We start from the raw sequence: 24,550 nt of genomic DNA, 5'->3' as shown, positions 1-24,550 counted from the left end.
TTTCCCTGAGATGGGTAGTTTTGTGGATTTATTTCATTAAAAGTTCAACGAAATAATTACGAGTTTGCCTGTGTTTTTACTCATTTTTCATATCGATTTGTTGTTTTAGAATAAGTACAATCAGCAACAGTAATCACAAAATCAATAAATGCATACCCCGAAATAACAAATGCGTACCCCGAAATAACAAATGCATACCCCGAAATAACAAATGCGTACCCCGAAATAACAAACGCGTACCCCGAAATAACAAACGCGTACCCCGAAATAACAAACGCGTACCCCGAAATAACAAACGCATACCCCGAAATAACAAACGCGTACCCCGAAATAACAAACGCGTACCCCGAAATAACAAACGCATACCCCGAAATAACAAACGCATACCCCGAAATAACAAACGCGTACCCCGAAATAACAAACGCGTACCCCGAAATAACAAATGCGTTGGCGTAGCCCAACCCAGGCATCGCAATACTGTTCGGTTAAGGCAAGAGACGCGATGAATCGCCGTCTCTACAATAATCAATCTTTCGTAGAGACGGCGATTTATCGCGTCTTTGTGATGATTTATCGCCCATCCACGAGGTTCTTTCATCGTCAGAAACGCATCACCTGTGATGAAATTCTATACTTGCTCGAAATCTGGGATACTGGTGTTAAATTTTTCACACACTATAATAGTGTGATTTCTCACGCCCTTACCCATGAACGAACAGCGTCAGCAAGCTTATCTCAACCTTATTCGCAGCCTGTTAGATTCCCCCAGTGGTGAAGAATCAGAGATTTTAGCAGCAAACCAAGAGTTACTTGATGCTGGCTTAGTACAAAAGATGCTGGAAAGAGCAAGTCATCTGCTAAAGCAGAGCGAATTAGACCTAGCTAATCGTTTAATGAATATAGCAGGGCAGCAACTTGGGGTTTATACTAAATTATCATCGACTGCCATAGAAAAAGAATACTTAGATTTCTTAGAGCAAGTACTGAAAGTAACAGCAGATAGTAGAGATAACGTGCAAGTAGTTTCCCAAAGACTTGTAGCAGATATCAAAAAAATCGATAATATTTCTGCAAAAGTATTCCGAGCTTGGGCACAAAATAAACTGATACAAGCAGAACCAGATGAAGCCAAATCTATCGCGTCAGATATCAATGATTTGAGTACTCTGATTCTAGAGTTACTCGTGGGAGACAAAACCAGTCACATAGAAATTGCAATTGCTGGCTATGAAATAGTCCTAAATATCTTCTTTACCCGTACTGCGCTTCCACTAAAATGGGCAATGATAAAAAATAATTTGGGCATTGCTTTCTCTCAGAGGATACAGGGAGATAGAGTAGAAAATCAGGAATCCGCTATTAAAAATTTTACCAGTTCGTTAGAAATAATAACCTGCTCTAAATTTCCACAAGAATGGGCAATAACGCACAGTAATTTAGGGAATGCTTATTTTTACAGAATAAAAGGAAATAGGCCTGAAAATTTGGAATGTGCCATCAAAGCTTATGACGCAGCATTAAAAGTTATAACACGTTCAACATTACCATCAGAATGGGCAATGATTCAAAATAACTTGGCGAATTCCTATATTGAACGACAAAGGAAAGATAAAACAGAGAACATCGAAAATGCAATCATTGCTTATACTGCCGCTTTAGAAGTATACACCCGCTTTGAATTTCCTCAACAATGGGCAACAACGCAAAATAATTTGGGAAATGCTTACCTTGACAGAATAAAGGAAGATAGAGAAGAAAATATCGAAAATGCGATCGCTATTTTTTGTGTTGTCTTGGAAGTATTTAGCCGCACTGATTTTCCAGAACAATGGGCAATGATGCAGAATAATTTGGGGAACGCTTACCGTCAAAGAATACAGGGGGATAGAAGAGCAAATTTTGAAAAAGCCATTGAATTCTGTACCAATGCTTTAGAAGTATTCACCTATGCCAGGTTTCCGCAAAATTATGTATTAACTTTATGTAATATTGGTATTCTCTATCAAGAAGCACAACAGTTAACTAAAGCCTATACCACCTTTAATTCTGCCATCCGAACAGTCGAATCATTACGAGGAGAAATTATTTCTGGCGATGAAAGCAAACGCAAACAAGCAGAAGAATGGAACAAACTTTATAGGCGCATAGTAGAAGTTTGTACGGAATTAGATAATATTACCGAAGCAATTGAATATGTTGAACGTAGTAAAACCCGCAATTTAGTTGAACAGATCCTCGAACGTGACTCTAAAACCATCTTCCCTCCAGAAGTATTCACTCAACTAGAAAAATACAGAGATGAAATAGCCGTAGGACAATATCAAATCCAAAATGGCAAAGCTGAAAATCCCCAATTCCTAGCACAACATCTCCAAGAATTGCGACAGCAGCGTAATGAATTGCAAAACCGCTATTTACCTGTCGGTTATGGTTTCAAATTTGATTCATTCCAGCCTACTTTAAATGAGCATACAGCCATTATTGAGTGGTATATTCTCAACGAAAAAATTCTGGCTTTTATTGTCACAAAAACAACAGAGGTGACAGTTTGGCAATCCCAATCAGAAGACCGAGAAGCTTTGTATAATTGGATAGATAAATATTTACAAAAATACTATGAGCAAAAACACCAATGGCTTAATAACTTAGGAGAATCACTCAAAGAATTAGCCTCAATTCTGCACATAGATGAAATATTAAACCAGATACCAAAGCACTGCGATCAACTCATCCTAATTCCCCATCGATTCCTGCATTTATTCCCCCTTCATGCACTCCCAGTCAATCACAATGCTGAAAATTCGCGCTGTCTTCTGGATTTATTTGCTGGTGGTGTGAGTTATGCACCCAGTTGTCAACTACTGCAACAGGTACAACAGCGCCAACGTCCTGATTTTCAATCCCTGTTTGCGATTCAAAACCCCACAGGCGATTTAAACTATACAGATTTAGAAGTACAAGTTATTCAAAGCTACTTTAATACTGCTAATGTCCTGAAAAAAACAGCAGCGACACTCACAGCAATTAATAATACTGACTTAAATACTTACCATTGCGCCCACTTTAGCTGCCACGGGTATTTTAACTTAGCAAATCCCGGTAAATCAGCCCTAATTTTGGCAGATGCACCTATCGCAGACACACCAACAAAACCCGACTCCGAACGTTATCTGAATGTGCGAGCAGGGGAAACCAACGATTTAGACAAATGCCTTACCTTAGATAAAATCTTCACTCTCAAATTAGATAAATGTCGCCTCGTCACCCTTTCCGCCTGCGAAACTGGATTGATTGATTATACAAATACTAGCGATGAATATATTGGTTTACCTAGCGGTTTTCTATTAGCAGGTAGTCCCAGTGTCGTTAGTTCTCTCTGGAAAGTAGATGACTTATCCACCAGCTTTTTAATGATTAAATTCTACGAAAACTTAGTCAAACCTGATAACCTGGAAGCAGGAGATATTGCGATCGCCCTGAAACAAGCTCAAAACTGGCTGCGAAATCTGACTATTAAAGAATTAGACAGATTTTTAGAGGAACACAAACCTCAAATTGAAAAAGTCCTTGCTCAACTAAGAGTAGGACAACGTATCATATTTAAAGAATCTTTGAAACTAATTAAGCAACGTCAACCCCTACCTTTTGCAAATCCCTACTACTGGGCTGGATTTACAGCTTCTGGGCTTTAAGCACCAGATTCCGGTACGTTACAAAACTTTCTCGCACCTAGTTTAAACACCAATATGCTAAGTGCAGTCGCAGTACCCAGAGGAATGCCTGCACTAACAGCCAATGGTTCTATAATTGGAGCAATTAATCCAGATTCCAAAAATTCTCTAATTTCCTCTTGACAAATGAATTGACGGCATTTTTCAAGCAAATCATTTAACGATTTATCTGCTCCCCGTGCAGTTTCCCGCATAACCAGCAGTGGAACAGCATCTTCTAAATAGCCTTCACACTCTTCTATGGTATCCAAAGCTGCTAAAGCCTGGGGTTTATCCGCCAACTGGCTGCGAAACTGACTAATTTCCTCTGGTGTAAGAGTAATCATTTAATAGTTTTAACCAATAAATATACCAAATATTCAGCAATTATACATTTAATGCCGAATTTAGAGATAACGCGGTGTGCAACTTTCTCTCAAACCTAACCCCCAGCCCCTTCCCTACGTTCGCGCAGCGTCTCGAAGAGAGGGAAGGGGAGCAAGACTTAAAGCCTCTCGACCCTTGTCTGACGACAGGCTAACGCCAACGGGGAGAGGTTTGGAGAGGGGTTCCAAGAATAAGTTGCACATCGCGTGAGATATGACGCTGACATTACATCAACAGTAGGAGTAATTTTGGTGTGCGGCGCAAAACAGCACCCTACATTTATGACAGCACCTATCCTCCCACAGTGCAGGTATTTTGAAAGGTGCTTGACAATTTGGACACTTCGCTAAAAGCTTGAGTTGATGGCAAACCTCCAGAGGAGGAACTTCTCCTGACGGAGACGCTTTGCGAACGCTAACGCACTTCCATACTGATTTATCACTCAAACTCAGTTTCGCAGAACGCTTTTAACAAATCGATACAATTAGCGATCGCTCCTAAATGAGCAATTTCATATCCATGTGTATTTTGGGTAGGAAACGCCAAACAAGCAGCACGTCCAACATGCCCAAATTTCATCGCAATTGAAGCATCACTACCAAATCCACTCAGAGTTGTTAACTGCACTGGCATATCCAACTGCTTGGCACTATGGCGCAGTTGTCCATTTAGCCCCTCATCATATATTCCATAAGCATCTTGAGATAAAAGTACAGGAATTTCCCCATCTTTAACAGGATATTCCTCAGATAATGGACAAATTTCTAAAGCAATCAAGGCATCCAAACGCTGATTTTGGGTGAAAAATAGCGCCCCAATTGCTCCCACTTCTTCTTTTGCTGATGCCACTAAATAAACATCAACAACTGGCTGTTTTAGGTTTTCAGCTAAAGCTAACAGAATCGCAACAGAAGCTTTGTTATCTAAGGTGTAACTGGCAATATGATCCTTTAACCTAATTGGATGCTTGCGATGCTTACCGATCACCATTCTAGTTCCAGGTCGAATACCAGCTGCTTCTAATTCAGCAGATGTCAGCTTCGTTTCAATCCAGGCATTTTCCCACTTCACAGTAGTATCTTCCTGCTGCACTTTTTGAGGAGATTCATGGGAAACATGGCGGGAACCAAAGCTGAGAATTCCACTGATAGTTTCGTTGTCTCCAAGTAAATCGACAACGCCTTCCCCGTAAACCCACGGGAAAGAACCGCCGAGTTTGCTGACTTTGACACGACCTTGATCACCGAGACTCTTGACAATTGCGCCAATTTCATCTTTGTGTGCCGTGATAGCGATCGCTCGGTCTGGACTTTTCCCTGGAATTTTCGCAATAATATTATCGGCGCGATCGCACCATACTTCCACACCCAGCGCCGTAAATCGTTGCATCAACAACTGGTTAATCTCAGTTTCTGCACCACTCGGAGAATGGTGCATCACTAATTCTTCAATAATTTCAAATAAGCGATCGTAATCCCACATCAATACAGTTAGTTTAATTTTCAACTGTTGTATGAGACAATTGTGCATCAACAACGCGACCTGCTGATACAAGTGCTGACCTTTTTTGTTGACGCTTCAGCACTCCTACCGCACCAAAAGCACCAAGGGCTAAAATCCCTAAGTTTATCGAAGGTTCAGGAACAGACTTAGCCTCAATCGCCGCCAGTGCAACATCTGCTATCACCTTATGAGCAGCGGTCGTTGGGTGGAAACCGTCCCAGACGAGAAACTTGTTATTACCTGGGTTACATATATCTAGCCTAGATAGACAAGACTCGGTTACATTCGTAAAACCCAATGCACTTGCCTGATTAAATAAAGAATAAGTATCAACAGAGATGATGTTGAGATTCGGATTTTGACTCAAAGCGCTCACAGTTTGTGCTAAACCCAAGTTAAACTCACTAGTCGATTTGCTAAGAGTTGTAGGGTTGCGATCGTTGATTTTAGCTGCTGGTAGTTTTCCCAAATCTGGCAAGTTAAACACCAAAATATTTTTCGCGCCGACTCCTACCAGAGTATTCAACGCCACAGATATATTACTGATTGGCGTAGTCGAGTCTTTGGGGTTAAGAAAAAAGAAATCATTCGCACCTCCCCACAATGTATAAAGTGCATTTGGGTCAGCAGTTTGATTATTTGCTTTCAGAGTTCCAGCAAAACCAAGGACTTGTTTGAGTACTCCCGGTAAATTTGGATTGGGAACGACAGCATTACCTAAACCAGAGCTAGCACCACCGAAAGCGAAGTTTATCCCTTGGGTAGGAGGTGTGGAAGGAATAGTAGTCAATAAAGTGGGCTTTAATCCTAGCTGATCTCCGAGATAATCCACCCAGAGCGGCCCATCGGAAAAACGTCCTTCAAAGTAAGGTGGGCTTTGAGGGTATGTTTTAGCCGTAGCATTATATATATTGCCTGTATCGGAAAGACTATCGCCAAAGACATAAAGCTGATCAAAACTCGCAGCTGAGGCTTTGGGCGGTAACATGAAAGAAAATAGAACAAATCCGGCTGCTACAGCTTGTTTTTTCATATTTGTTTTACCCGTGGTATTTTTAGTCTGTTTAAAAGTAATCAAGGGGCGATATGACAATTTGCCTTTCGAGTTACTTCAAAACTAAGTACGTCTATTGAGTTAATTTACGTTGTTTTACTTAACTATGCCTCAAAAATTTATCAAACACGGGTAAAAACGCTGAAAATACTTAGATTTACATTTTCTTGATAAAAATCGGTACATTACAAAGAAATAGCAAAGTTTCCATACTAAAGCGTGGGTATTGGCCACTTTTATGCTATGGATGAACTAACTGCAACAGAATGGCCTAACCCTTCATAGACATCGCTTTAATTTCGCTTTAATTTCAAAGCCTCAGCAGCCGATACACCTTCACCTTGACTGCCGAAATACCACAAAGCCGTAGCAGCCTCAGCACGAGTTATTGGTTTTTTGGGTTGAAACAGAGTCGTATAGCCAAATACCCGCCGAATATTCGATTGTTCGCCATTCTGGTAATCAGCCAACACTGCTCTTAAAGCCTTGGGGTCAATTCGCGCTGCGTCTTGGAAGCCCCAGGTTTGTTTGACCGCATCTAAGTTAGCAGAGGGTAAAGCTTGGCGAGTATCTAGAGGTAATTTCCACAGCAGCAACTGTTCCCGCGTTAGGGGTGTATCAGGACGAAACAAAACTACTGTAGAATCTCCAGACAAGGGGCTGGGAATTAACCCAGCTTCGGCTAATCCCTGAATTGCTGGAAAATCAGGGTCTTTTGCGGGCACATCACTAAAAACTGGTTGAGTGCTTTCTGATGCCAAGCGAATTTGTTTAGCTGGATTGCTGGCATACATAGCATTGTTAGCAGCAATTAGCCAACGGGCGTATTCCCGATGTGTAACGATTTTACCTGGTTCAAACTGGTTAGTTGTGGTAGTAGAATTACTCTTGGTTGCCTTTGGTTCTAGAGACAAAACACCTAATGCAGCTAAGTCTTGGATATGTTGCCGCCATTCTTGCGGTACCTTATTCAGATCGTTGAATTCCTGAGATTCGGCTTTGGCTGTAGGAGTTGTTTGGTTATTAGCCGTGCTTGGTGGCTGTGCTGCCAAGTTTGCGGGTGGTACTGGGCCTATGAACTGTGGATTGTCTGGTTGAGGAACGGCGTTAGTAGTTTCGTTAGAATTTTTAGTTGGGGTCGATTGTGCCGTTGCGCTACTATTCGGTACATACTCAATCAATAATTCAGTGGCTGTTTGAGGTTGATTAGGTGTAGCGTTAGTAACTGATTTAGGCTGAATGGAAACCTTCAACAGCAAATCGTTACGACGTGCCTCAAAAGCACCTCCCGCATCATCTGTTGGCTGTTGCAAAATCTGCCAGTTATTTGCTTGAAACTGACTGCGATAAAAGCTAGCAATAAAATTGCTGGGGTCAGAACTCAACCAACGAGTTGAGACTCTGTTTTCTGAGCCGCTAGCAGGTGTAATTTCCTGTAGTTTGGCATTGGAATATAGTGGGATATCTTTGGGAAAATCAGCTGGTAACTGAACTGTTGATTCGTTTTGCTGTGCTTGCGGTTGCTTACCCTGAGATTCTCCAAAGACAACTGGATTACTTTGCAGCTTCGGATCTGCCGCCAAAGATTGCTCAAGGTTTTTGGCGACTGGACTATTAGCACAGGCTGTTAACGAAGTGAGTAGAACAGCCCAAATTAGAAATACAGCTGGACGTTTACAGGGAAGCACAGGAAATCACAAATTGAGTTTCAATTCTTACCCTAGCGCAGACTGTTCATTAAATGGGATTGGGGATTGGGTATTAGGTAAAGAAAAAGCAGGAAAGCAGAGAGAATCGAATGTCACCTCTGCTGCTCTGTTCCTCTGCCTCTTCTATCACTCAAAGACACTACCGACTCACGGCGTCTTCTTCGTAAATGTCTCTGTTAGTGAAGATGATATCTGAAAAAATTAGTAAACGGTAGCAAAAGCTACCGTGTTTGTCTTTGTTTTACAGCCATTAGGTTTTATTCCCATGCTTATTTATAGAGTTCCCTAAAATTTTGGCAAACTAACATTTTCAGAAAAAAAACACAAATAAATCTGGAATACTTGCTAGATAAGAGTTTTCGGATTTGGGTGCTATCAGCTAGTACTCCACCACAGGGATTATCACAGGTTAAGGGAGTTCGTAGTTTAGATGAGGGCTAAAGCCACCCACTACGAACTGATCAAAATTAATGTGACAGACTCTAGTGGTCTGTCAATTTTTCAGATAGTTCTCTAAATATTCAATTGGTAGAGCTGATAAGTGATTGAGAACTCGCCAAATAACACCATAGCTAGCAAAAAGCTTTAATCTCCTTCCAGATGCACTAGTTGTAATGCGATCGCAACTCAAGTGATAGACTAGAACTAAAGCCCCCCTTAGCCTCACCCAAGGAGGGGAATGGATAAAGTTCGCTAACGCTGGCTTCCAATCGATTTCTGGAAATTATTCATCTGAGGATGGTAAGCTGAGTAAGGCAATAGCTGGAAAATGCCAGTGTTAAGCAATTCCAGGAACTTAGCGTAAGTTGATTATTCTTGGCGACTGGGGTCGTAGGCAAAGCAATCAAGTGTCACAGCAATTTCCCTAGTATCTTTAAATTGATTTTCTAGGGAAACTGCTGCTTGTGCTGTAGTCAAGAGTTTCTTGGCAGCCTCGAAAGCAGTGAATGCTGACTCTAAAAGTGCGTAGTTTACCGCCGTAGGCATCGCCCCTGTTCTTCTCGCATAGGGCAGCAGTTCTTTTACCAGAGCTGGGCATAGGGTGCGCTTGGCAAGTAATAGAGGCAGTACAAAGTTAGTTATAGCTGTTTCCCAATCCTACTAATGATTGGGTAGAGGCAAAAAAGACACTTCATCGGATGCACTGGCGGTTGAGAAAACCCTCTACAAACTTGGTCTGAACAGTTAACAGCTTCCTGATAGATTAGATACAATTAGCATCTGCATTTGCTTGGGTGATCACTTGTTCAAAGCGAGTACTCGAATTGACATGGTGTTGCACTAGCCGATTTGACATAGTATTAAACCTTTCACCTGCTGGCTCTGGCGAGAATTTTGATTCAGGGCAAATTAAGACTTATATTCAAGGGCAAGAGTGTTTCTTGAGATGAAGTTAGCCAAAAAGGAGCAAAAGGCTGAAAAAGATATGTCTGATGTCAAAAATGCAGAACTGATAGGAGTATGAAAATCTAAAATAGATATTAAATTCAAGAAAAACAACGACCATCGACAACCGTCAGTCCATTTTACTTTCTGTAAAGCGTCACCGGGTTGTTACCAGTGCTGAAACACGATTACATGCAAGTTTCCCAGGATCAGCCTATTTATTCTGAGGCTCCACTCCAGCTGTTAGTGTTTGTCGATGGACGCCCAAAGTCCCGACAACAGGTGCAGCGAATACGTGCTTACTTAAAAGAATTGCAGGCTGAGTATAGTTTTGAACTTCAAACTATCGATGTTGAACAACAACCTTACTTAGCAGAACACTTTAGATTGGTAGCAACGCCAGCTTTAATCAAAATCCATCCAGAACCAAGACAGGTTTTGGCTGGGAGTAATATAATAGCGCAATTGAAAAACTCGTGGCCTCGCTGGCAAGTTGCTGTAGACGCTTACTTAAAATTACAGGAAGACTTGCAAGAACGTATAGACGACAATGCTAGGGCGACATCACCCAAATCCACTATCCATTCAGTTGCTGTTTCTGCTGAACTAATCCGACTTTCAGACGAAATTTTTCGCTTGAAACAGGAAAAAGATAACCTCCAAGAGCAGCTACACTTTAAAGACCGAGTGATTGCTATGCTGGCGCACGATCTCCGCAATCCGCTAACTGCCGCTGCGATCGCCATAGAAACTCTTCAATCTAATTACAATTTAGAGACAGGCCAGTTCCAACGCCTCAAAGCATCCATGACGGCGCATCTATTAAAACAAGCCCGGAATCAAACCAAGATCATTGATCGGATGATTGCCGACCTTTTGCAGGTAGGTCGTGGCAAAGATACAGAATTTCCAATTTTACCACAAAAAGTACAGCTAGGTAAAATTTGCTTAGATGTACTGGAAGAATTGTGCGATCGCTACACCGCCAAAGCCCAAGAGGTAGAAACGGATATTCCCAATGACTTGCCATACGTATATGCTGACCCAGAACGCATCCGCCAAGTGCTAATGAATCTGTTGGATAATGCCATCAAATACACCCCAGAAGGTGGCAAGATTAGCGTTGCCGGATTGCACCGCACTACCCAAAAAGTTCAGTTTAGTATTGGCGATACTGGGCCTGGTATTCCTGTAGAGAATCGCGATCGCATCTTTGAAAACCACTTCCGCCTTCAACGGGATGAAGGTACAGAAGGTTACGGCATTGGTCTTTGTTTATGCCAACGCATCGTCCTGGCACATTATGGCCAAATTTGGGTAGACTCTGCCCCCAATAACGGAGCATGGTTCCACTTCACACTGCCAGTTTATCCTTCTTAGTTATTAGTTATTGGTCATTCACAAATGACAAATAACTAATAACTAATGACAATTAAGAACTTGAGATAAAGCGATCGCGTCCCCCGGCCTTAGCTTGGTAAAGTGCTTTATCTGCCCGCACAATTAAATCTGAAGGTGAGGATTCCCAAGTGGGGACAACAGTCGCCACGCCCATACTCAGGGTAAGATACTGACTCACCACAGATCCGTCATGAACAATTTGCAAATCTTTGATACCCGCTTGTATCGCTGCGGCAACGTGAACTGCTCCAGATGCAGGGGTGTATGGCATAATCACAGCAAATTCTTCGCCACCATAACGCGCTACTAAATCATGATGTTTTTGTGCCTTAAGACCTAAGAGAGCACCCACCTTTTGTAAACAGATATCCCCAGCCGGGTGGCCATATTTATCGTTATAGAATTTAAAAAAGTCGATATCACACAAAATCATTGACAAGGGAGATTCGTCTTGTATGAGATTAATCCACTGAGTATGCAGATAATCGTCAAAGCGGCGACGATTTGCCAAATCAGTTAAGCCATCTACATTGGCAAGGTGCTGCAAAGCTTGGTTTGTTGCCTCTAATTGTTTGTAAAGTTGCGCTTCCTTTAGCAGTCCGCGCAACCGATGGCGCAATACAGCGAAGTTAATTGGCTTAGTGACGTAATCAGTCGCCCCTGCTTCAAAAGCACGGTTGACGGATTCTTCGTCGTCCAAGCATGTGATTATCAATATCGGAGTGCGATCCCACATGGGGATGATAGTATTGTTAAGGATCGAGTCAGTATCATAGGTTGCAACGGCTGATATTCTATTATTCCTGGCAATCTGAAGCAGGTGCTTACAGCAGGTAAAGCCATCCATCACAGGCATTACAGCATCTAGTAAAACTATATCTGGTTTGATAGTCTCGTAAGCATCTAAACATTGTTTACCATCATTAACCTCGACCACTCGATAACCTTCTTGTTCCATAGCTTTACGCAACAAGACTCGGGTGGTTTTCTCGTCATCAACCACTAAAATCAGTGGTGGTTGCTTAGAAACAGAAAATGGGCTTATGCCTGACATGAGTTGCCTTCCACTTGCGGGACTATCCTGAAAAAGGCTGTGCAACTCAATCGCATGGGGGCGATCGCTCTTTTCATCAATGCCAGGATTTGCGGCAAAGGTGTGTCTGGCTTCACAATCAACTGTTTTTTGACAATAGACTGCTCAATGTTCTTGAGCCAAGTAAGCGGTAGATAACTAAGTTGCATAGACGATCTATAATTGGAACACGAAGGCAATTGTTACCTTTTTGTTCGGCTATGGTTATGGGAGGAAATGTTACTTTTATATTTCCCCATTGTTAAAGTCAAATTGCGATTTTTTTGAGAATTGCAAATGCCCACTTTAATTATTTAGTTCTGTAGTTAGTTTATAAACCTAGTGAGACAGGGCAAAACAATTGCCAAAGTGCGTTCAGAAGATAGCTAATATTAAATATTAATATCACTTGACTTAAATTTATTTAGTCTCTTCGGTAAGGGTTGCGAAGGTTTAGTATAATTACATAAGATTGAGATCAAACTTGGTGTAAAGCTTTATTTACCAGTTACTCTGGGTTAATAAATTAAGTATATTTAGTTAAATCAAAAAAGAGGCTGTTACTTCTGAAAGACAGCAATTTACTAGCTAAGATTAAATGAATATAGAAAAGATATACTAAATTAAGATTAATATTTATTTTTAACAACTAAATCCTATAATTACTTCACAGACAGCACATAAAATCACCATCTTTTTGGCTCCACAAATAACCAGAAGTTCTGACAAAAAAATCAAACCCTATTTACATTCACTAAATCTTTAAAATGCCAGACCCATTAATGTATCAGCAAGATCACTTTGTTGTTCTAGAAACAAATCAACCAGAAAAATTTCTGACCCCATCAGAGTTATTAGAAAAGCTCAAAACAACTCTCCAACAACTCATAATTCAAGATTTGCCGCCTGACTTACAAAAGTTTGATACTGTCGAAGCTCAAGCACAATATTTGCTCGACACCAGCTGCGAATTAGATATTGCTCCTGGGCAATATTTGCAGTGGTATGCAGTTCGTTTAGAAAAATAACTTTTTGGTGAGTGCTTAAGAGGAAGAGTTAACCAAGAAGCCCAGAGTTGTCTGAACGGAGCCTTCCGACGCAGGAGCGTCACTTCTCAAGACAGGCATCAGAACTTCGGAGCGAGCAGGGGGGAAACCCAATACTTAAAAACCTTGTCATTACCAACATTTTTTTAAATCTTTCGCTTCGTTGTTATCCCGCCTGGGAATAAATTCCGAGGCTAATAACTAAAGTCCACTAAACGTGGACTAAATACAATATTTTAAGCGATGTATATGGCTATCCTCTGTGAAAGTGAAAATTTCAGTCCACGCTTAGTGGACAGAGAGCTTCTTAGTCCAGAACTTAAGTTATATGCGGGATGTCGGTTAGCGCTTCACTTTGACTGTTACAAAAATTTGGGTAACGACAAGCCATAAAAGAATAGAGTTTGGGTAATGATAATTTTTGTTCTTGACTATTGACTACTGACTAGGGACTCTTTTTGAGTATTGATTAGCGCTAGCTCAATTGTATTTTCAGATGGCTGCGTTATTTGAATCTTTAATCCAGGACCAAAATAGTTGGTCATTTTTTCCTGCTTTTTTTGCCACACATCAATTGGTATTAGCGGTGAATCAAATTCTAAAATTAGGGCATAACTTCCATTGACTTCTGTTTCTCGCAACCCTGTAACTGTTGGCCGTTCCTGGTCTGTGGGACTCAAACCCAGAAAAGAAAGTGTTGTATCTAAATGAGCATCTTGACCGTAGCAATATCGGGTGATGTCTTTGCGAATTTTATTTTGAGTATCAGTTGCTTGTTGCTGGCGCAGTATCAATGCTGACGGTGACGTAGTTTGGCTAAATGGTACTGGCTTAAGTTCATTAGCTTTCAGCGCTAGCCCTCCCAACAATAGAGGAATTCCGTAAAAAAATCCGACAAGATTGAGTGTGGCATTATTAACAGCATAGGCGACGAAGCCAATGATGGTTAATATGCCGCCGATAGTTAAACCGAGTGTTCCCAAAGAGATTTGGCGTAGCATGAGCTTAAATTAGTATAAAGTCTGAATAAATACCTCAGTTTTATTATCATCGGCTATGAGTAACAAATTAGGGAAGAACATCATCCCCAGGCGGTAGTATTCAACCAACTCAAAATTGTCAGGTTAAGACTGACACAAAGAGAAGTCAGTAACTTCTAGCTTCCTTAGTTCAGAACTTCTCTTATCAGAGACCCTGCGCGTAGCTTGCTTACACCTATTTTCAGGTAAATAGACCACGCTGTAGGGGCAAAGTAATGCTCATTGGTATCAACTTAAGTGAAAAGCCTTTCTAGAACAAGCTTTTAGAGATTGTCTCGTTCCCAGTCTCCGACTGGAAACAAGGTTTTAAAGCAATACGCTTGGGTTAAGAGGATGTTTGAAAAGTATTTGGCTGTGATTTTAGGCATTTTGATCCCCCCTAACCCCCCTTAAAAAGGGGGGAACCGGAGTCAAAGTCCCCCAATTTATCGGGGGATTTAGGGGGATCTAAAATATTTTGATACCGACAAGAGGACTTTTCAAACAACCTCTAAGGTATAGTTGTAGGTTAGGTTGAACCTTCGCGAACAGCGTCCCGTAGGGAAGTGAAACCCAACAAACCACAAAAAATGTTGGGTTTCGTTCTTCAAACGCCACTTGCTTCTCCTAAGGGAGACGCTGCGCGTAGCTTGCTTCCCCGTAGGGGTACAAGTCGGGAAACCGCAAGGGCGCAGTGGCTCTCCAACCTACGCTGGATTTTGGTTTTTGGCTTTAACCCAAGCGTATTGGGTTTTAAAGGGGTTTGGGTTTAAGTTGATAAGCATGAGCAATAGCTGTGCCCTTACAACATATGTGGTTCAAATAAATCAAAACTGCTTTAAGAGCAGGGGTAGGGGAGACACGGAGAGTTTCTAAGGAAGGAAAATATAGTGTAGTGGACTACTAAGGGCGTATAGTGCCCCAGAATCTTGGATTTTGAGTTAACTTTAAATTTAAAGGTAGTTAAAGATAGGAAAAAAATAATGGATGTACAGACTATAAAAGAACGAATTGTCGCAGTTCAAAGTAAACGCGAGTACCTGTTAAGTCTACTGGAGCAACCAAACCTGGGAACTTTGAGAGTTGATGTAAATCAGGCTTTAGAAGAACTGGATGAATTAATTGATGAATTTAGACGCACCATTCCAGTAGGGTAGAAATTATCAAAAATTGCGTCGGTTTAACCGTCAACTTCGGGCTATACCGACGCTCCTCAGTAATATTATGTCCTTAAATCCCCAAAATTGAACTAAGCCTGAGTTGTCGAAGCAACATAGCTGTATCATTTATCCTGCAACTGAACCATCTCCTGCACGCTGACCTAACTGCCTAACTAAGGCAATAAGCTCACTTGTAGGTACATCTTTCTTGCAAACGTCATCAAAGCTAGACATTACCTTTGTCCCCTGAAAATTTACGTCTTCCACTGAGGAGTAAGCAAGAATCTGGGTGTTCGGAGATATAGCTTTAATGTGACTAGACGCACTCCAGCCATCCATGACTGGCATTTGTAAATCTAGAACAATCACGTCAGGATGGCAACGTTTAACCATCTCTATAGCTTCTTCACCATTACTGGCTAAACCTACTACTTGAATATTTTCCTGGCAAGAAAAAACTAATTGTAAGGTTAAACGAGTCAGTTCGTGGTCATCAACTACTAGAAGACGCAAGGTAGAAAGCTCACAGGATAACATTAACATTGAGGGGAAAGACAAATTTATTCAGAACAACCTCTCCAGTTTATGAGAACAAGTGCCAGCACTAACTCTATCCTATGGTTGAATAACTTGTGTGAACCCATGACAAACAACTTAGATAACTTCTCAAAAAATTCAAGTTTTCTAAAGAAACTAAGTTGAGCTAGTTGTCAAGATAGAAATAACTTATTTTTTAATCAATCAGGTTTGAGGCTACACCAGTTGAGCGTAATGCCATATTCATGATAATTTTTTGTGAATTAGCTTCTGGAGAATCATCATAGGGACGCCGTTGAATGTAAGTGCCATCGGCTTGTAATTCCCAAGCTTGGCGATTATCTGCGAGCATAATTCCCATAATTTCTTGCAAATCTTTGGCAATATCAGGGTCTTTCACTGGGGTAATTACTTCCACTCGGCGATCTAGGTTGCGGCGCATCCAGTCGGCACTGCCGATATAGATTTCCTCCTGTGTATTGTTATGAAAATAATAAATACGAGAGTGTTCTAAAAAGCGACCGACAATGCTGATTATGCGAATGTTTTCACTAATGTCTTTGAGTCCTGGGCGCAAACAACAAACGCCCCTGATAATTAAGTCGATTTGCACTCCGGCGCGGGAAGCTTCATATAAAGTGGCGATAATTTCTGGATCGACTAGGGCATTCATTTTGGCAACAATGCGTCCAGAAAATCCATTTTGAACATTTTCGATTTCGCGGTGAATTAGTGCCAAAAAGCGATCGCGCATATTCACAGGCGCAACCAGCAACTCTCGATAAGACTTTTGCCGTGAGTATCCTGTCAAGAAATTAAATAAATCTGTGATGTCAGCACCCAATTCTTCACGGCAACTGAACAATCCCAAATCTGTATACAGCCGTGCTGTTTTGGGGTTATAGTTACCTGTGCCAATATGCACGTAGCGACGTATCCGGTCTTTTTCGCGCCGTACCACCATGACGGTTTTACTGTGGGTTTTCAGCCCCACTAAACCATAGACTACATGAACTCCAACTCTTTCTAGTCGTTTTGCCCAGTAAATATTATTCTCCTCATCAAACCGCGCCTTTAATTCCACCAGTACAGATACTTGCTTGCCATTTTCGGCGGCGGCAATTAAAGCGTTGACGATGGGCGAGTCACCAGAAGTCCGATAAAGAGTCATCTTGATGGCTAATACATTCGGGTCATAGGCAGCATGGGTAATAAAGCGTACCACTGTAGCCGAAAAGGATTGATAGGGATGGTGTACTAGTAAATCCTTTTCCCGAATCACAGCAAAAAAGTCTTTTCCTTCGTCCGTCTCCAGCGCATCTGGGTCTAAAGTCGGTTCCCTCAGCCTTTGCAGGCGTAATGGTACAACAGATTGGCGTGGTGGATCTTTGAGTTCTGGCAGTGGCAATGCCATGAAGTACATTAAATCTCGCAGCCCCAAAAGACCGTCTACTTCGTAAAGATCACTTTCTGTTAATTCCAAATCATGCAATAATCGCGATCGCACTATTTCAGGAGTCTGGGACTGAATTTCTAGCCGGACTGGACTCCCACCCAGCCGCCGTTTTCGCAGTTCCTGTTCAATCGCTAACAATAAATCATCTGCCTCATCTTCTTCTAAGACTAAATCGGCATCACGGGTAATGCGGAACGGATGATATTCTTGAATGTTCATCCCTGGAAATAAAGATTCCAAGTTATGAGCGATCGCTTGTTCTAAAGGGACTCCAGTCCAGTGGGCAGGTTTGTCATTGTCCACAGTTCGCAACTCAGGCGGTATTGGTAAAAATCGTGGTAGAACGCTGGGGACTTTAACTCTGGCAAAGAATTCTTCTTCGGTGTCTGGGTTTTTGACTACAACAGCCAGATTCAGACTGAGATTGGAAATAAAAGGAAAGGGATGACTGGGATCAACAGCTAGAGGAGTCAAAACTGGAAAGACTTGTTCCTCAAAATAGCTATTTAGATGAGTCCGCTGTTTTTGATTCAAATCTATGTAATCCAGAATATGGATGCCATGATTTGCTAGTAGAGGACGAAGTACTTGCTCAAAATGTTGATGCTGTTTCTTTACATGAGGAGTCAGGGTAGACATAATATCGTCTAGCTGTTGTTGTGGTGTCCGACCATCGGGAGTTAACAGGCTGACTTTCGCCTCTACTTGTTGCTTTAAACCAGCAACGCGCACCATGAAAAACTCATCCAAATTAGAGTTGAAGATTGCCAAAAATTTGAGGCGTTCGAGAAGGCGTGTGCGATCGTCACAGGCTTCATGTAACACCCTGCCATTAAATTCTAACCAGCTTAACTCTCGGTTAAGATAATATTGTGGATCGCTGAGATTGATGGGGGTAGAGCTTTTCTTAGATTTTGCCATAATGACGTAAGGGCAGGCAGATGTGAACTATTTAACTGGGGGACAATAAACATAGTAAGTTAAATGGTGCTTGAGCATAACGTTGAGGCAATTTTTGGCTGTACTGATTCTCTACCTCGCTACTGGTAAAGGGCAGAGATAATGCTTAAATCAAAAATCTATTTGTATTTAAATAACTTCAGTTAAATACTAAAAAATAAACTTGCGTAGAAACGAAAGCCAACATTACCAAGAAATTTTTAGGGTTTTGCTGTCTTTTTGAGGATGTTTGAAAAGTCCTCTTAGAGGATGTTTGAAAAGTCCTCTTGTTGGTATCAAAAGTTCCAGATCCCTCTAAATCCCCCTTAAAAAGGGGGACTTTGATGCCGGTTCCCCCCTTTTTAAGGGGGGTTAGGGGGATCTAAAAGTGCCTAAAGTAACAGCAAAACACTTTTCAAACATCCTCTAAGCTCAAACACGCAATTTGCCGTCGTTTTAGATCCCCCAATCCCCGATAAATTGGGGGCACTCGATTCTAGTTCTCCCCTTTTTAAGGAGGTTAAGGGGGATCAAAATCTAGTTAGTACATCGAAAAATTTTCACTCTTCTTATCAGACTAGGTTTTTACGTTAAGTTGACATCAATGTACAATTGTGCGCCCCTACAAAATATTGCATCCACATGAAAACCGCTATAAGTCTGGGGATTTAAATCGTTGCCCAGAGCATATAGCGGTTCCTAATCAGATAAGTTACATCATAGCCCCCTCTCGAAGAGCGGGGAGGGGGTTGGGGGTGGGGTTCTTGTAACTTACTCAACCTAGAAGCGCTATATTACCCATGAAGATGCACTTAAGATTTAGCAAAGATATGACATAGGCATTTATGACAATATTTAATGAATTATTAAGCGGTATTTACAGGGATTTATGGTGTATTAATCGGTCTAAAGTCTTACCTAAAATGCTTCTGGATTTGGTTTTCCAAAATCCGAACTTTGGTAAGCATTGCCACATTTTTAATACAGATATTAAGTAAATACAAGCCTTGCTATATCTCTATTTTTATGATGATTTTGCTGCTGTTGTTCAGTTACGCATTAAAAATTTAGTCTATTAGTTTTTTTAATTTATGACCGTCGAGATTTTTACAAATTCGGGTATTATTACTGATATTTTTCTTGGTAGCAATAGTTATATTGAGAACGCAAAGAAAAAAACACGGGGAGTTTGTTAATCATGAAAATTTCTGCGATCGTTAAAGGAAGCATTTGTCTGCTAGGTTTGGTTGGCGTTGGTAATATCCTGGCTGCGCCAGCAAGTGCAGATCAAGCTTCAGCTCGGGGTGCGGTTACAATAGTTAGACCATCAGGTTCTTCTCTCAGCGTCAGTGGTGAGTTGGTTGCAGCTCCGGGTACGGACTTTACCGCATTAGATGTTGTCGTTAATGGTAATTCTGCTCCAGGTACAAACCAAGAAATTGTCACAGGCCTCACATTAACCCCAACAACTGGAACATCTTCAACCACACCTCCTACCACAATTTCAGCAGCTATTGCAGCACAGATTGCTGCTGGTACTTTTACAAATGTTGAAGATTTAGCAGCCCTTGTCAGAGCAGCTGGTGCTGGTGGCGGTCTAGAGTAGATTGAATTTTGCCTCCTAAGTACTTACAAAATTTTTAACAACTGACAGAACAGTTGAATAAATCAATAGATCATAGGGAAGAGAAATAGCAATGCTATATCTCTTCCCTATATTTATTTTGTGGCTCAGATTCCCGACTTATTCAAAAAGTCGGGAATCTTGTTGTTCGTCTTGTACCTCGTTAAGAGTCTCCGACTGGGAATGGCAATTGGGAGGTTCCATCTCCATTATTCGCGGTAGCAAATGAAGAACATTTCCTTCTTAGCTCGACTTTATCCAAAATTAAGAACTCGGTTTTATTTATCTGGCAAAAACCCTGGCTTTTTCGCAAATATTTTTTCCAAGTCTCTGATTCTCGGTGAAATCGAAAAAGTAAAACTACCGTCCCACAAAAGTTTCAGCGTTAGCGTTCGTGTAACGACTCCGCAGAAGTATCGCGTTCATAGAAAATGGATAAAGTCGAGCTAAGAGGTTGTTTGAAAAGTCTAATTTATTACTAGCCCTGGCGACTAGAAGTCGCGGCAACACGAGACTTTACCTGCCTCCGCAGGTTATGAAACTCTTGATTTTTCATTAGTCCACGGAGGTCAATACTTCTCGGTTAGCGCAATAGTTGTTGCAGATCCCCCCAACCCCCCTTAAAAAGGCTTGCTCATAACCCTCCTTTACCCCCTTAAAAAGGGGGTAAAGGAGGCGGGGGGATCTGAATCTAGGACGACTCAACCCTTATCCGAGAAGTATTGCCACGGAGGTGGACTTTATTTGTGTAAGTAGTAGCGAATTCTATTCGCCAAAGACTTTTAAAACTCCTCATCACTCCTTTACATAGCTTTGGTGATATCAATATAAACCCTGAAACTCCCAGAAAATAATGAATCGAGCGCTTGCGTAACAATACCACCCCTCAAAATGTTCATTGTTAACAAAACGCTCATATCAGGGATTCTATATTTTTATCTGACGAGAGTAATAAAAAAAGATAAAGAAAGATTCCGCCTCTACTTTTGCTAGTCGAGGTTAATTTTGCATTCCCAAGCAAAATCTGGAAACAAGCTAAGGCGAAGAAGATGAGGAGTTTATAAAACATGAATAGCTTATCCAACAAATTATCTATGATTCTTCAGGGAAGTATCTGCCTATTAGGTTTAATAAGTGTAGGAAACTTTTTAGCCACACCAGCAAATGCACAACAGGCTACTGCTCGTGGTGCTGTTACTCTTATTAGACCTTCTGGTACTTTTCTCAGTGTCAGTGGTGAGGTAACTTTACCTTCTGGCTCTTACTTTAACGGAGGTTTAACAATTTCTCCTACCTATGGAGGTATTGCAGGTGGAAATAACGAAACCATAACTAGTCTGACTATAACCCCAGGATTAGTTCAAACTACTACACTCTCTAACCCAAGCTCATTTATTGATACAACAGCGAATTTATTAAAAAATACTACTTCTGTTGAAGATTTAACAACTATAATCCGAGCGGGCACTGGTAATAACGGCTTAGGTGGTTTAGATTAAACAGAATTGACAAACTAAAAACCTTAGATCCCCGACTTCTAAAAAAGTCAGGGATCTTTCACGATGCTATCAAAATCGATAACCACCTTGAAGCTGTAGGTCAAATCCATTCTCGCCTGTACCAACTTTAGTTTCTATGAACACACTATTATCTGGAAAATTATGCCTCATAATGACTCCATAGTTGAAGCCAGAAACTCGGCTGCTCAAACCCAGATTATTAATACTATAATTTTTCAAATAGACACCAGCAGAAATATTTTTGCTGACTCTATGTAAACCCTGAAATTCAAAGAAACACTCTTTCCCTATCTCTAAATTTGTCTTAATATTCAAGCCATGACTAGTACTAAATTCTCCATTGAAAAGACCTAAAAAATCCCCATTACTATTATTCTCAATAAAAGCGATGCCAGGAGCTAAAGAAAAACCGAAATTCCTTTCTTGATGCTGATATAAATAACTTAAATAAGTAGAAAAAGGATTATTTTTATTAGAGGCACTATTCCAATCAACTCTCAAGTATGGTACGTAAGTATTAATAGCTACAGGTTTTTTGGCTGAATTTAACCGTACATCAGTTTTAATATAGTTAAGAAGTATATTAGTATACAAACCTAAAGTTGGTTCTTCCGTGCCTAAATTATTATTAGAAACGCCTGGTGCCGAGTTAGCATCTATATTAAACCAAGTTCCTACATTGGCACTATAGTTAAAATTTCCAGAAGAACCTGCTGCTAATAATTCAACTGTCGGCAAGGAAAGATAACCATTAAAGCTATTAAAACTAACACCTATTTTGTCAACTCTAGTGAGTTCCATATAATCGAATGCTAAATCGGCTGCTCGCACCTGTATCGGTACTATCGTCGAATCTGCTGAATTAAATTTTTCTACAAATTGTTGTCCTTGGGCGTTTGTCAAAATTACTTCAGCAGCAGAGGATTCGTTAACAGGAACAATCGAAGTATCATTTAAAGGAATCGGAATACCAATGTAAGTCAGAGGTCCAAATTTTTTATTAGAGAGCCTGAGATCAGAAAAGAATGTATTACCTTCATTTAAAATAGAAATATCTCTTTCAAGAAACTGAACTGCTCGTTTGTGGTTTCCCGTTCTTATTTGCAAGATACTAGAGTTATTAGGAGTTACTTGACTAGGAAATGTGTAAGTTCCAGATACCTGCTCTAGTCCACTGGCTGCATTGGCATAAGATAAAGTGCGATTCAGCCTGTTATTGATTTGTCTTCTTTGTTCAGACGTAGCAGTTGTATTTAAAGAAGTAAAACCTTCTCCATTCTTTAATTTTTGTCTAGCTTCTTCTAGACCTTTTTGAATATTATCGATTTTAATCGCTTCAAAAACTCCACCTAATAGCAAGCCTAATGTAGAATTCACTGATTGAATAGCATCAATACTAGCATCGCTAAATTTAGCTGTTAGAGATAATCCTGGAGCAGAGAAAATATTAGAGTAAGTAGCTTTAATTGCAACTGGGTCATATTGAATTAAGCTGCGATTATGAGGATGGCTAACATAAAGCCTGTGCCAATCAGAACTTTCTTGAGTTTGAGATAGTGTCTCAAATACCGGTTGTCTTCTCCCTAAAGATACCCACTGTAAAGAATTAAGATAATGAAAGTCTTTCTCAGATTGAGAGAGAAAAGGATTGACTGCTACGTTTAACAAGTCAAAGTTATCAAATTTTCCAAGTTGAGCAACTTTAATACCTGGTAAAGAAGAGACAGGAGCAGTAAAACCAAAACCTTCTCCTGTCAAGATATTTCCCCAGGAGATACCAGTAGCTTTTAGGGCACTATTAGGAATAATTTCGCCTATCTTGAGTTTGACATTTCCATTATCTAGTAAAGGCTGTATATTCGTGGTTGGAAAGCCTTGCAGAATTTTAGGAGCATTGGCAGCATCTAAAGCTTGAAATAAAGCTTGCCCACCATCAATACTCAAAGTAGAGCCACTACCAATCTTTGGAATAGGATTTGTTAGAACTGTGACATTAGGATTGTTTAAGTCAATTCCACTATTAATAGTAACTCTGCCAGCAGGTATCCCTTCAGGATTTACCAATTGTCCGGCTATTGAAGTTATGGAAAAATTAGTAGTATCAACTTGTCCAAATAAATCCTGAAAATGTGTAGGTATAGCGAACAGAGTTTGTAATCCCCAGAATGCCTGTTGTGAGGTAACATTTTGGGTGATATAAGTGTTAGTTTCTCTTCCTTGAGAGAGAATACCGACTTGGGAGCCTTTAGTTTCAACTACTATTCTATTGTTATCGAGAACCCAGTAAAGTTGGTCAGCTTTTGGAAATTTAGCATAGGTGAATTTATTAATAATCTGATTGTCTCCAGAGAATCTTACACTTGTATCCGTATCTATATAATTTTCATCCTCATTTGGCTTAAATAATTCCGTGGAAAAAGTTAGGTTATCTGTTGGGTTAACAATCCAAGGATACTTATTGGCACTAAGTGCAAGGGCATTAAGAATTATTTGTTTTTGTTTTGCTTGTTGTTGCTTTTTGGAACTACGTAATTTTTCTATTAGTATTTGTTGTGTTGATGTGTATGGTTTAATTGTATTCGGTTTAATTGTATTCGGTTTAGTCTCTTCTTGACCTTCATCAGGGGGCTTGATAGGCTCTATTTTATACTCTTCAATTGGGATAACATCAGCTATAGTGAATTCGGATAACTGTTTGGTTTTCTGTAAGTGAGAGTTAGCATCTTTTAAAGTTTGTTTTAATAAAGGTTTACTTTGGATGTTATCTACTTTATCCGACTTGGGCGAACTATTATCACTAGCAGTTGCATGATTTTGTTCGATGACATTAATTGTGGCTAATTCGGATAACTGTTTGGTTTTTTGTAAGTGAGAGTTAGGATCTTTTAAAGTTTCTTTTAATAAAGGTTTACTTTGGATGTTATCTACTTTATCCGACTTGGGCGAACTATTATCACTAGCAGCTGTATGATTTTGTCCGATGACATTAATTGTGGCTAATTCGGATAACTGTTTGGTTTTTTGTAA

At 40.5% G+C, this 24,550-nt stretch carries 20 protein-coding genes; 8 read left to right on the top strand and 12 right to left on the bottom strand.

Annotation, left to right across the window (positions count from 1 at the left end; translation table 11 throughout):
* Positions 1-80: 80 nt before the first annotated feature.
* Positions 81-470, bottom strand: coding sequence for a hypothetical protein (locus V7K30_RS34260; RefSeq protein ID WP_442941069.1), 390 nt, complete (start codon positions 468-470; stop codon positions 81-83).
* Between V7K30_RS34260 and V7K30_RS15410 the strand changes: the two genes are divergently transcribed.
* Complete coding sequence (locus V7K30_RS15410) at positions 443-775, top strand: hypothetical protein (RefSeq protein WP_335000576.1); 333 nt, start codon at positions 443-445, stop codon at positions 773-775. The two genes, V7K30_RS34260 and V7K30_RS15410, sit on opposite strands and share 28 nt — an antisense overlap.
* Positions 708-3,692 (top strand): CHAT domain-containing protein, encoded by a 2,985-nt coding sequence (locus V7K30_RS15405; RefSeq protein WP_335000574.1) that lies wholly within the window; start codon positions 708-710, stop codon positions 3,690-3,692. Before V7K30_RS15410 ends, V7K30_RS15405 begins: the two co-directional genes overlap by 68 nt.
* Here the strand turns inward: V7K30_RS15405 and V7K30_RS15400 are convergent.
* From V7K30_RS15400 to V7K30_RS15385, 4 genes are all read right to left on the bottom strand, one after another.
* Positions 3,689-4,057, bottom strand: coding sequence for a hypothetical protein (locus V7K30_RS15400; protein WP_335000572.1), 369 nt, complete (start codon positions 4,055-4,057; stop codon positions 3,689-3,691). The two genes, V7K30_RS15405 and V7K30_RS15400, sit on opposite strands and share 4 nt — an antisense overlap.
* A gap of 478 nt (positions 4,058-4,535) precedes the next feature.
* Positions 4,536-5,579, bottom strand: coding sequence for a M42 family metallopeptidase (locus V7K30_RS15395; protein WP_335000659.1), 1,044 nt, complete (start codon positions 5,577-5,579; stop codon positions 4,536-4,538).
* A gap of 13 nt (positions 5,580-5,592) precedes the next feature.
* On the bottom strand, positions 5,593-6,633 hold the full coding sequence (locus V7K30_RS15390) for an SGNH/GDSL hydrolase family protein (protein WP_335000570.1): 1,041 nt from the start codon (positions 6,631-6,633) through the stop codon (positions 5,593-5,595).
* 314 nt (positions 6,634-6,947) lie between these two features.
* Complete coding sequence (locus V7K30_RS15385) at positions 6,948-8,342, bottom strand: S-layer homology domain-containing protein (RefSeq protein WP_335000568.1); 1,395 nt, start codon at positions 8,340-8,342, stop codon at positions 6,948-6,950.
* A 13-nt stretch (positions 8,343-8,355) separates the two neighbouring features.
* On the opposite strand from V7K30_RS15385, the gene V7K30_RS15380 reads away from it, so the two are divergent.
* Positions 8,356-8,559: a hypothetical protein gene (locus V7K30_RS15380; RefSeq protein ID WP_335000566.1), complete on the top strand. Its 204-nt coding sequence runs from the start codon at positions 8,356-8,358 to the stop codon at positions 8,557-8,559.
* A 614-nt stretch (positions 8,560-9,173) separates the two neighbouring features.
* Here the strand turns inward: V7K30_RS15380 and V7K30_RS15375 are convergent.
* Entirely contained in the window at positions 9,174-9,350 is a 177-nt protein-coding gene (locus V7K30_RS15375; RefSeq protein ID WP_335000564.1) for a hypothetical protein, read from the bottom strand.
* 573 nt (positions 9,351-9,923) lie between these two features.
* On the opposite strand from V7K30_RS15375, the gene V7K30_RS15370 reads away from it, so the two are divergent.
* A complete protein-coding gene (locus tag V7K30_RS15370) occupies positions 9,924-11,129 on the top strand; it encodes a histidine kinase (protein WP_335000562.1) in 1,206 nt (401 codons plus the stop codon).
* A 52-nt stretch (positions 11,130-11,181) separates the two neighbouring features.
* Here V7K30_RS15370 and V7K30_RS15365 read toward each other — a convergent pair whose 3' ends face one another.
* A complete protein-coding gene (locus V7K30_RS15365) occupies positions 11,182-12,204 on the bottom strand; it encodes a PleD family two-component system response regulator (RefSeq protein WP_335000560.1) in 1,023 nt (340 codons plus the stop codon).
* On the bottom strand, positions 12,192-12,392 hold the full coding sequence (locus V7K30_RS15360; protein ID WP_335000558.1) for a hypothetical protein: 201 nt from the start codon (positions 12,390-12,392) through the stop codon (positions 12,192-12,194). Before V7K30_RS15360 ends, V7K30_RS15365 begins: the two co-directional genes overlap by 13 nt.
* 597 nt (positions 12,393-12,989) lie before the next feature.
* Between V7K30_RS15360 and V7K30_RS15355 the strand changes: the two genes are divergently transcribed.
* A complete protein-coding gene (locus tag V7K30_RS15355; protein WP_335000556.1) occupies positions 12,990-13,250 on the top strand; it encodes a chlororespiratory reduction protein 7 in 261 nt (86 codons plus the stop codon).
* Between the two features lie 449 nt (positions 13,251-13,699).
* On the opposite strand, the gene V7K30_RS15350 is transcribed toward V7K30_RS15355, so the two are convergent.
* Positions 13,700-14,269 carry a DUF2854 domain-containing protein gene (locus V7K30_RS15350; protein ID WP_335000554.1) on the bottom strand — a complete coding sequence of 190 codons (570 nt, stop codon included), beginning with the start codon at positions 14,267-14,269 and terminating at the stop codon, positions 13,700-13,702.
* A 1,001-nt stretch (positions 14,270-15,270) separates the two neighbouring features.
* Here V7K30_RS15350 and V7K30_RS15345 point away from each other — a divergent pair.
* Positions 15,271-15,444, top strand: coding sequence for a hypothetical protein (locus tag V7K30_RS15345; RefSeq protein ID WP_335000552.1), 174 nt, complete (start codon positions 15,271-15,273; stop codon positions 15,442-15,444).
* Positions 15,445-15,573: 129 nt separating this feature from the next.
* Here the strand turns inward: V7K30_RS15345 and V7K30_RS15340 are convergent, their stop codons facing one another.
* A complete protein-coding gene (locus tag V7K30_RS15340; RefSeq protein ID WP_335000550.1) occupies positions 15,574-15,990 on the bottom strand; it encodes a response regulator in 417 nt (138 codons plus the stop codon).
* Between the two features lie 190 nt (positions 15,991-16,180).
* The gene (gene ppk1 / locus V7K30_RS15335) at positions 16,181-18,361 is read right to left on the bottom strand and encodes a polyphosphate kinase 1 (protein ID WP_335000548.1); all 2,181 of its coding nucleotides are present in this window, start codon (positions 18,359-18,361) and stop codon (positions 16,181-16,183) included.
* 1,216 nt (positions 18,362-19,577) lie between these two features.
* Here ppk1 and V7K30_RS15330 point away from each other — a divergent pair.
* Both V7K30_RS15330 and V7K30_RS15325 read left to right on the top strand, forming a co-directional pair.
* A complete protein-coding gene (locus V7K30_RS15330) occupies positions 19,578-19,985 on the top strand; it encodes a hypothetical protein (protein WP_335000546.1) in 408 nt (135 codons plus the stop codon).
* A gap of 1,085 nt (positions 19,986-21,070) precedes the next feature.
* The gene (locus V7K30_RS15325; RefSeq protein ID WP_335000544.1) at positions 21,071-21,502 is read left to right on the top strand and encodes a hypothetical protein; all 432 of its coding nucleotides are present in this window, start codon (positions 21,071-21,073) and stop codon (positions 21,500-21,502) included.
* Between the two features lie 69 nt (positions 21,503-21,571).
* Here V7K30_RS15325 and V7K30_RS15320 read toward each other — a convergent pair.
* Positions 21,572-24,550 (bottom strand): hypothetical protein (locus V7K30_RS15320; RefSeq protein ID WP_335000542.1); only part of this gene is annotated, 2,979 nt, incomplete at its 5' end.

The organism is Nostoc sp. (assembly GCF_036917655.1).
Taxonomy (GTDB): Bacteria; Cyanobacteriota; Cyanobacteriia; order Cyanobacteriales; family Nostocaceae; genus Nostoc.
This window is presented reverse-complemented; position numbering and strand designations above follow the sequence as displayed.